Here is an 8,548-nt window from a genome sequence, read left to right as displayed (position 1 = left end):
GGCTGGGTAACCGGACACAGCTACATTGTTTATGGTCCCCTGTCACAGGGGGCCACAAGCCTCATGTTTGAAGGAGTCCCCAACTATCCTGATCCGGGACGTTTCTGGGCAACCGTTGACAAATGGAAAGTAAACCAGTTTTACACTGCACCCACTGCTATCAGAGCATTGATGGCCCAGGGGGAAGAATGGGTTGAAAAATATGATCTTTCTTCCTTAAGACTTTTGGGATCAGTTGGCGAGCCCATTAATCCCGAGGCATGGAAATGGTATTTTAAATATGTGGGCAAAGAAAGATGCCCGATTGTGGATACATGGTGGCAGACTGAAACCGGCGGCATAATGATCACTCCGCTGCCATATGCCATTGACCAGAAACCCGGATCGGCAACATTACCATTCTTTTCCGTTAACCCGGTGATTTTAAATGAAGAAGGGCAACCGCTTGAAGGGGCCTGTGACGGGATTTTAGCATTTAAAGAACCCTGGCCCGGACAGATGAGAACTGTTTACAATGACCATGATAGGTTTGAAAAAGTCTATTTCCAGATGTTTGACGGATACTACTTTGCCGGTGACGGATGCCGCAGGGATGAAGACGGATACTACTGGATCACCGGCCGTGTGGATGATGTGATCAATGTATCCGGCCACAGGATGGGAACAGCTGAGGTGGAAAGTGCTCTTGTCAGCCATAAGGAAGTGGCGGAAGCTGCGGTAATCGGATATCCCCATGACATCAAAGGCCAGGGAATCTATGCATATGTAACCCTCAGGGTCAGTGCGAGCCCCAGTGACGAACTCTTAAGTGAGTTGAAACTGCATGTCAGAAAGGAAATCGGGCCCATAGCGACTCCTGATATTCTCCATTTTGCACCCTCATTACCAAAAACCCGTTCAGGAAAAATCATGCGCCGTATCTTAAGAAAAATTGCAAATGATGAGTTTGACAGCTTGGGAGATATCTCCACCCTGGCAGATCCGGAGGTGGTAGACGACCTGATCGAATGCCATAAGGTATTGACCAGTAATTAGATTTGTTAGACTTCCATTAATCGGAGATTCACTGCTTCACATAAAAGGCCGACCTGAGAATCTATATAATTTTCAGATCGGCCTTTATTGTGTCCTGCCTGCTACAGCACCCGAATAAAATAAAATTATCTCTATAATGCACTTGACGACCCTTATGTAAGGATATTACAATCTAAGCTCACTGATATGACGTTAATATTCCTTTTTGACCTTACATGTTTCTTGTTCTTCAGCCAGGGCAAACCACATATGAAAAGCGCAAATCATATTTCTCTAACCAGACAATAATTTTAAAAAGGAGGGAGATCATGAGGATAAAGCCAAAAAAAATAATGTGTGCCATCGATTTTTCGGACTTCACAAACATTATCCTAGCCTATGGCAAATCACTGGCTTCAGAGTTTGGCTCGACACTTTATCTATGCCATATCGTATCGGGAGCACTTATGGTTTCAAGTTTTGGACACTCATATATTGCATACACCGACGTCAAGGGTGATCGCATACGACATGCAAAGGATAGACTTAAGAAAATAGCGGAAGCGTCTGATATTGATTGTGAAATCATAGTCTCATACGGGCATGCGGCAGATGAGATCGATCAAACTGCCCGTAAAAACAATGTTGATATGGTCATTGCCGCAACCCATGGCGGATCAGGCATAAAACGATTTTTGATCGGCTCTGTCACGGATAGACTGGTGAAAATTCTGTCATGTCCACTTCTGGTTCTGCATGCACGGGAAAATCATTTGGTTTCCGCGATTGAGGAGAGTATAAAACTGAAACGAATTCTTGTGGGATGTGATTTTTCCCCGGATTCGAAACTTGCTTTTGACTATGCCCTGAGCCTGGCACAGGAATTTCAGACACAGCTTTACCTGGCCCATGTTACCAGGCCAACGGAACAAATTAAATTAACAGCCTCAGACTATATGAAAATACAGGGCGGTGACTACACCAGATGGGCACGGTCAGAATATTTGAATCTGCAGAAGGATGCAAATAATGAAGATTTGAAAGAAAGGAGCAATCTATCAAGCCGCCTTGAAAAACAGCTTTCTTCTATGGTTCCTGAAGAGAGCCGGAACTGGTGTACACCCGTTACTATCCTGCTTGAAGGTCAACCCTATAAGAAACTGATCGACTATGCCGTGCAAAAAGAAGTGGATATGATCGTACTTGGAGTTCACGGTCACAGCCTCTTGGAACAATTTCTGGTTGGTTCTACAACTGATCGCGTTATCAGCCGGGCTTCCTGTCCTGTTCTTGTGGTCAGAAAGATCTCCTGAAAATCAGGAGGGGATTGCTGACGTGAGCTGATGTGAGGCCTAAATCCATTTGACACAATCCTTAAAGTTGGATATAGCAATCTGGTGTTGCTGGTATGAGTTTTAAACGCACAGGCCAAAGGATTTTCCTTTTTTTTGTAAATAGTTAAAGGAGCCTTGTCCTTGCTTTGATTTTCTTTCGGCATAACATTTGCGTTTTGAAATATTGTTTGTTATGAATACTGAGCTGAATTGAGAAAAATTACCGCTCCCTTTCCCCCTTGTTTTTATGATTTATTGAACATGTATAACGTCAAGAATACAACGATTATCTTGGAGTTGAATATGAAAATAAAATCTTTGAAAGAGAGTGAACAAGACCACCTTTTAAAAAGTCCTGGGAAAAACCCACTGGGACCTTGAGAAAACTTCCCGTCTTTGAATAATACCTTTGCAACAGGTTAAATCCAAAATCAGTCGGTCTGATCCACACGGATCTTAAATATTATCAATTGGGGATAATGCATTAACAAAAGGAGAACACCTATGAAGCACATCAAATTAAGAGTTTGTCTCAGCCTTTTTGTATTCATGTTTTTATTATTTTCAGGGGGTCATGCCTTTGCCGAAAAACCCATTATTATAGGGGCACCCCTGTCTATTGCCTACCTTTACGGGTGGGATGCGGAACGGGGTATAAAATTAGCCGTGGATGAAATCAACGCTGCCGGCGGTGTCAATGTAAATGGCAAAAAAAGACCGTTTAAGGTTGAAGTCATCGACACCCGTGACCTTGAACCGGGAGTGCCTGTAAGTGAAGCATTGATGGCAGTTGAAAGATTGATTTTAAGCAAAAAAGCAGATTTTATTGTGGGCGGACCCAACAGGTCTGAGGCAGCTCTTGCAGCCTTGTCTTTATTGTCCAAACACAAAAAAATCTCTATTGTGACCAGCGGTGTTTTAACCCCGGCATATCATAAAACTATAGCAAAAGAATATGACAAGTTTAAATATGCTTTCAGGATTCACGGGGAAGCAGTCACCCTGATCGGAGAGATGATTGAAAACTTTGTAGACCTGAAAGAAAAGTATGGCTTAACCAAGGTGTTTATCATGGCCCAGGATGTATCCCATGCAAGGGGTGCAGCCAAAGTAATGGCAAAAGTGGCCGGTTCCAAGGGATTTGAGGTGACAGGTAGTGAAATCTTCCCCACAGGCACTTCAGATTTTTCCATGGCACTCTTAAAAGTCAAATCAACGGGTTCACAAATCATCAATATCTGGATGGATATGCCTGAAAGTGCTATTCTTCTAAAACAATGGTATGATCTTAAAATACCTGCCCTTCCCTTTGGTTCCACATTGGCTGCAGCTGAACAACCGGGTTTTTGGAAAGCCACAGACGGCAAGGGAGAGTATACACTGTGCAACGTGGTAAATGCCGGTAACGCACCTTCCGATGCCACCCCATGGACCATGAAATTTTATAATGCCTATGCCAAAAAATGGGGTGTTGAACCTGAAGGCCTTGGATCATCCAGCTCCTACATGGCTGTGTATGTGTTAAAAGATGCCATTGAAAAAGCAGGAACCCTTGACTCAGACAAAGTTATAACGGCCCTTGAACAGACAGATGTGATGGGTGTTTATGGAAGACTAAGATTTGATCCCAAAAGCCACCAGGTCATTGCTGCCAAGGACCCCAAAGACGGCGCTGTGGGTTCCATTCTCCAGTGGCAGGATGGCAAACGAATTGTGGTATACCCGAAAAGTATTGCCAAAGGCAGTATTCTGCTTCCGCCCTGGATGGTTAAAAATTGATGAAGTAAAACTGATTTTTTAAAATTACCTTGTTCAACACTTAATTTTGGGATCTTTTTATGGAAATTCTAGTTTATGGGACCATCAACTCCGTGTCCCTTGCGCTTATGGGCCTCGGCTTTGCCATGGTATATGGTATCAGCCGGGTGCCCAACTTTGCCCATGGGGCACTTTATGTTATATGCGGGTTTGTCACATGGACCTTATTTCATAAAATCGGGCTACCCTATGTCATTGCCATCATTTTATCCCTTGGTGTGAACGGGGCTTTGGGAATGCTGATGTATAGGTTTGTTCTGATACGGGTGAGGGGGATGAACATTTCCGAGATTATCGCTTCCTATGCCATCGGGCTTGCCATCCTTGAAGGTTTAAGGTTTGGTGGCTTTAGAGGCATGACCTATACACTGCCCGTGTTCATGGAGGGAAGCATCATGATCGGTCCTGTTCCCGTGGATTTTCACAGGCTTATCATGATGGTTATCGGCATTCTTCTTGTGGCGGTATTATGGGTGTTTACTCACCATACCAGGATCGGGCTTGCGCTCCAGGGCATGGCCCAGGATGAGAGAGCAGCGCTGATGCTGGGCATTGATTCGGATTTAATGGCCATGCTGGCCATGGGATTCGGGGCTGTTCTTGCAGGTGTTGCCGCCACATTAATTTTGCCCCTTGGCAATATTGTGGTGGAATCAGGATATCATGTTCTGATCATGTCTATTGCCGTTTGTATTGTTGGGGGACTGGGTTCCTGGATGGGGGCTTTTTTTGCAGCCTTTATCATTGGTTATGCCCAAATCCTGACTGTTGTATTCATCGGGTCTCATTTCCAAATGGTTGTGGCCATACTGGCCATTATCCTGACCCTGATCCTAAAACCGTCCGGTCTGTTCGGCCAGCAGAAAGAATTGGAAGAGAGGGTGTAAAAAAGTGAGCACTCAAGAATCAAGAAAAGAAAGAATTGATCGAGGGATCAAGGTCAGATCGGATGGACTTTACGCATTAATGTCCTGGAGGGAGCTTTGCTACCTGACCCTGCCCAGGTTTATTTTGATTACAGGAATGCTATCCCTGCCGTTTCTGGTGCCGGACATGTACTGGCAAAGGGTCATATCAATTGTCTGTATTTATGCCATACTGGCATTGAGCTTTGATTTTATGGCCCATTACGTTGGACTGGTCTCTTTAGGCGGGGCTTTTTTTATTGGGACAGGGGGGTATATTGCCGGGATCTTAAATACTTATTTTTCTATTCCCCCTTTTCTTACCGTTCCTCTGGCTGCAATTATAGGCGGCGGTTTCTGCACATTATTGCTCTTACCCTGCCTGCCTTTAAAAGGGGTGTATTTTGCCATTGTAACATTGATGTATCCTCTTTTTATGGCAAGAATCATTGAAGCTTTTGATATTTTCGGTGGGACTGATGGAATAATCGGTATTGATAGTTTTTCTTCCTCCTTTGCAGAACAATATTTTGTGATCTGCATTTTGCTGATCTTTCTGTTTGGTCTGAGACGTTTTGTCACAACAGACAGGGGACTGATTTTTACGGCTATCATGGACAATGATCAGGCAGTAAAGGCATCTGGAATCAACATTACCAAATACAAGGCTCTGGCCGTTTATATAGCTTCCTCCATGGGCTGCCTGGCAGGGGCGTGTCTCACTCATATTTACATGTGGTCGGGGATCTCCCAGTTTGCCCTTGATTTTTCCATTCTGCCCATTGCTGCCACAGTCATTGGTGGATCAGGAACACTTGTGGGGCCAATTTTAGGGTGTCTGATCCTGGTTCCCGCATCAGAGCTGTTAAGGGATTTTGGAACATTGAGGATTGCATTTTATGCATCCATCCTTGTGGGATTCATCCTTTTCAAAAGTGGCGGTATCATGGAATTTGGGCAAAGAAAATATGAACAATTTGAAAGATGGACCAAAATATGACAGATCCTATTCTAAAAATAGACCAACTCTCCAAGAGGTTTGGTGGTGTCAAGGCACTTGAAAATGTCAGCTTTGATGTTTTTCCCGGAGATGTATTAGGCATTATCGGACCCAATGGATCAGGAAAAACCACCATTGTTAATTCCATTACAGGCTTTATCAAACCCAACTCAGGCAACATTTATTTTAAAAACAAAAATATTACGGGTAAACCTCCCCACAAAATTGCCGACATGGGAGTAACCAGAACCTTCCAGGTCATGCGCCCCTATTACAGCCTGCCTGCCTATAAAAACCTTGTGATTCCGCTGTTTTCCCCCAGGGCCAAGCGGACCGGGGGCTGGCGGGGTGGTGGCACTCTTGGCAATAGGCAGACCATTGCCATTGACATCCTGGAAGATATCGGGTTTGAAAGGGACTCTTATATTCCCTTTAAAAAAACATCCACTTTACCCACAGGCTACTTAAAGCGGCTGGAACTTGCCAGATGTCTTGCCCTCAAACCTGAAATCATTATCTGTGATGAAGTGTTTTCAGGGCTATCCATGAGCGAAATTGCATCCATGGTACCCTTGATTGAACGGCTCCAGGATGAGGGTATTACCATTGTCATGATTGAGCACCGCTTAAGGGAACTTTTTCAGGTGGCCAACCGCGTCATGGTCTTAAATTTCGGCGAAAAACTCATAGAAGGGAGCCCCACCGAAGTCATGGCAGATAAAAAGGTCAAGGAAGCCTATTTTGGATCTGAAGAGGTTGAGGAGGTCATGACATATGCTTGAAGCCCGCGATTTAATGGTCTTTTACGAAAACATGCTCGCCCTGAACAATATCAGCATCAAATGTGATGACAACCAGATTGTTGGTGTATTCGGGGCAAACAGTGCCGGCAAATCCACGCTAATGTATTCTTTATCAGGGATCATGCTGGATATACGGAAAAAAGAGGACATGTCAGGAGGAGAAAGAATCACCCTGACAGGGGAGGTTTTGTTCCAGAACCAGAATATCATGGACCTGAAACCAAGCCTTCGGGCAAAGGCCGGCATTATTCTCTGTCCTGAAAGACGGCGGTTATTCAAAGAAAGCAGTGTGCTTGAGAACCTTCGAATCGGCGGGTATCTTGCCACCAAGGCCCAGGCGAAATACACTCTTGATTATGTTATGAACATGTTCCCCGCCCTGCAGAAACTTAAGAACCGTCTGGGCGGATTTCTAAGCGGTGGAGAGCAGCAGATGGTGGCCATTGGCAGAGCTTTGATGGCACAGCCCAAGGTTCTTTTGCTGGATGAGCCGCTTTTAGGGTTAAGCCCCTTGATGCAGGCCACCCTGATCAAAGCCACCAAAGTTATCCAGGAGGAAACCAAGATCTCTATTATCATAGCAGAGCAGTATGCCCGACCCGTATTCCCTATTGTAGATTATGCCTATATTCTTGAAAATGGTGCGGCTGTCATGGAAGGAACCGGAGGAGAACTCATGGATAATCCAGATGTAAAATCTGCATATTTTGGTGTTTCATAAAAAAAGGAGCCATCCTAAATGACGAAGAATATCATACCGCTTGAAAAGGAACTGTCTTTTTCAAGATTTGACCTGATGAGTGAAAAATATCCGGATAACACGGCCGTGTTATATCTGGGCGAACATTTTACTTATAAACATCTGAAAAACTTAAGCCAACGATTTGCAGGGGGGCTGCGACAATTAGGGGTGCAAAAAGGCGACAAGGTCCTTCTTTATATTCCCAACTGCATCCAGTGGGTGGTTGCCTATCTTGGCATCCAGAAGGCAGGGGCAGTTCTGGTTCCTGTTTCCCCGATTTATACCTCCCATGAAATCGAGTATATGATCAATAATTCAGGGGCTCAAACCATTATCTGCATGGATACCAATTTCGGGTATGTAAAAGAAATCTTTGCAAGTACAAATCTGAAACAGGCTATTGTTACCAATCTTGTGGATCTTCTGCCAGCCTGGAAAAGGGGCCTGGGCCTTTTGTTTGACAAGGTTCCCAATGGCAGAGTGGACTATGATGACAAAATTTTATCCTTTAAATCAATTCTTAAAGCAGAGCCCCTGAAAGAAGATGTAAAGATTAATCCTGCCACTGACCTTTCCTATATTCTCTATACGGGTGGTACTACGGGATTTCCCAAGGGTGTGCCAGGCAATCATATCGGCTCCACATCCTATATCAACGATGTAACTAATGACGTGGCAGGGGACCATTTAAAAGAAGGCACAGACGTCTATATTGCCGTTAATCCCCTTTTCCATATCATGGCCCTGGGATTTTTCATGGCCATTGGTTTAAATAAGGGCAACATGGTGGTCCTCATGCCACAGCCCCAGGTGGATGCCATTTTAGAGTCCATCGAAAGATATAAAGTCAGGTGGCTTTTAGGGGTCCCGGCCCTGTACAGGATGATCCTGGAAAATGACAGCCTGGAGCAGTATGATATGTCATATTTGGT

8 protein-coding genes are annotated in these 8,548 nt (G+C 44.5%); all 8 read left to right on the top strand.

The annotated features are described in order from the left end of the window. The coding region (locus QAI40_RS15835; RefSeq protein ID WP_304511810.1) for an AMP-binding protein at positions 1–1,035 on the top strand (1,035 nt) is incomplete at its 5' end. A 308-nt stretch (positions 1,036–1,343) separates the two neighbouring features. Next, positions 1,344–2,327, top strand: a complete 984-nt coding sequence (locus QAI40_RS15830) for a universal stress protein (RefSeq protein ID WP_299980662.1) — start codon at positions 1,344–1,346, stop codon at positions 2,325–2,327. A 525-nt stretch (positions 2,328–2,852) separates the two neighbouring features. After that, entirely contained in the window at positions 2,853–4,127 is a 1,275-nt protein-coding gene (locus QAI40_RS15825; protein ID WP_299980664.1) for an ABC transporter substrate-binding protein, read from the top strand. Positions 4,128–4,186: 59 nt separating this feature from the next. Beyond that, positions 4,187–5,053 carry a branched-chain amino acid ABC transporter permease gene (locus QAI40_RS15820; protein ID WP_299980666.1) on the top strand — a complete coding sequence of 289 codons (867 nt, stop codon included), beginning with the start codon at positions 4,187–4,189 and terminating at the stop codon, positions 5,051–5,053. A 4-nt stretch (positions 5,054–5,057) separates the two neighbouring features. Beyond that, on the top strand, positions 5,058–6,071 hold the full coding sequence (locus QAI40_RS15815; RefSeq protein ID WP_299980667.1) for a branched-chain amino acid ABC transporter permease: 1,014 nt from the start codon (positions 5,058–5,060) through the stop codon (positions 6,069–6,071). Beyond that, positions 6,068–6,853, top strand: coding sequence for an ABC transporter ATP-binding protein (locus QAI40_RS15810; RefSeq protein WP_299980669.1), 786 nt, complete (start codon positions 6,068–6,070; stop codon positions 6,851–6,853). The genes QAI40_RS15815 and QAI40_RS15810 overlap by 4 nt, the downstream gene beginning before the upstream one ends. Further along, the gene (locus QAI40_RS15805) at positions 6,846–7,595 is read left to right on the top strand and encodes an ABC transporter ATP-binding protein (protein ID WP_299980671.1); all 750 of its coding nucleotides are present in this window, start codon (positions 6,846–6,848) and stop codon (positions 7,593–7,595) included. The genes QAI40_RS15810 and QAI40_RS15805 overlap by 8 nt, the downstream gene beginning before the upstream one ends. 18 nt (positions 7,596–7,613) lie before the next feature. Next, on the top strand, positions 7,614–8,548 hold a 935-nt coding region (locus tag QAI40_RS15800; protein WP_304511809.1), incomplete at its 3' end, for a long-chain fatty acid--CoA ligase.

This window comes from Desulfobacula sp., from assembly GCF_030611305.1.
GTDB lineage: Bacteria > Desulfobacterota > Desulfobacteria > Desulfobacterales > Desulfobacteraceae > Desulfobacula.
Note: the sequence above shows the minus strand (reverse complement) of the source record. Positions and strands in the feature narration are given on the sequence as shown.